Source organism: Streptomyces zingiberis (genome assembly GCF_012034935.1).
Classification (GTDB): domain Bacteria; phylum Actinomycetota; class Actinomycetes; order Streptomycetales; family Streptomycetaceae; genus Streptomyces; species Streptomyces zingiberis.
This window is the reverse complement of the sequence record NZ_JAATEN010000059.1, coordinates 1-737: the sequence shown is the minus strand read 5'-3', so window position 1 is coordinate 737 and position 737 is coordinate 1. Positions and strand designations below refer to the sequence as shown.

Genomic DNA, 737 nt, shown 5'->3' with positions numbered 1-737 from the left:
CCTATGACCCCGACCTGGACGCGCATGTGCCCACCATGATCGACCGGGAGGAGGACGCCTGGCGCGGGGACTGGGTGCCCTTCGACCCGCCCGGGGTCACCACGCCGTACCAGGACCGCTTCTGGACCGCGGTGGACGGCACGGCGTTCAGCGACCAGGACGTCGACACCCATCCGCTGGTCACTCACGGCCGCCGGTACGGCCGCATGTCGATCGGCGACCAGCTCGTGGAGCGGGCGCAGGCACTGCGGAAGTGGTTCGACATCCCGAAGCTCGTGCACGAGGTGTCCACCACCGAGGGCGATGTGCAGGTCTCCTCGGAGCCGTACACCGCCGACCGTGCCGTCTACGTCTTCTACAGCCACGGGGAGCCGGGGGCCCTCGGTCTCCAGCTCCACGGGAAGCGGTCGGTGTGGCTGGACGAGGAGCAGGGCGGGCGGTACATCGGCGGGCTGCGCGAGGTGCGCGAGGCGCCCGCGGGGCACCGCATCTCCCTGGAGATCTGCTACGGGGCCTCGCCCGGTGACCCCACCCGCATCCAGCAGGAGCACCTCCCCGTGCCCCGGGTGGACGATCCGCTGGCGGACATCTCCCTCGGCCAGCGCGTCGCCAACGTCAGCGGCCGGGAGGTCGAGGCCTTCAACACGACCACGGGAACGGCGGGCCCCACCGCTCACGTGCTGATGGACACGCCTGGTGGTGTGGCCGGGCGCGCGGTCCGTTTCCTGCCCGAGCCT

1 protein-coding gene is annotated in these 737 nt (G+C 71.6%); it reads left to right on the top strand.

Annotated elements, in window-relative coordinates; all coding sequences use genetic code 11:
• Positions 1 to 737: hypothetical protein (locus HCK00_RS26675; protein WP_168104611.1), on the top strand; the 737-nt coding region annotated here is incomplete at both ends.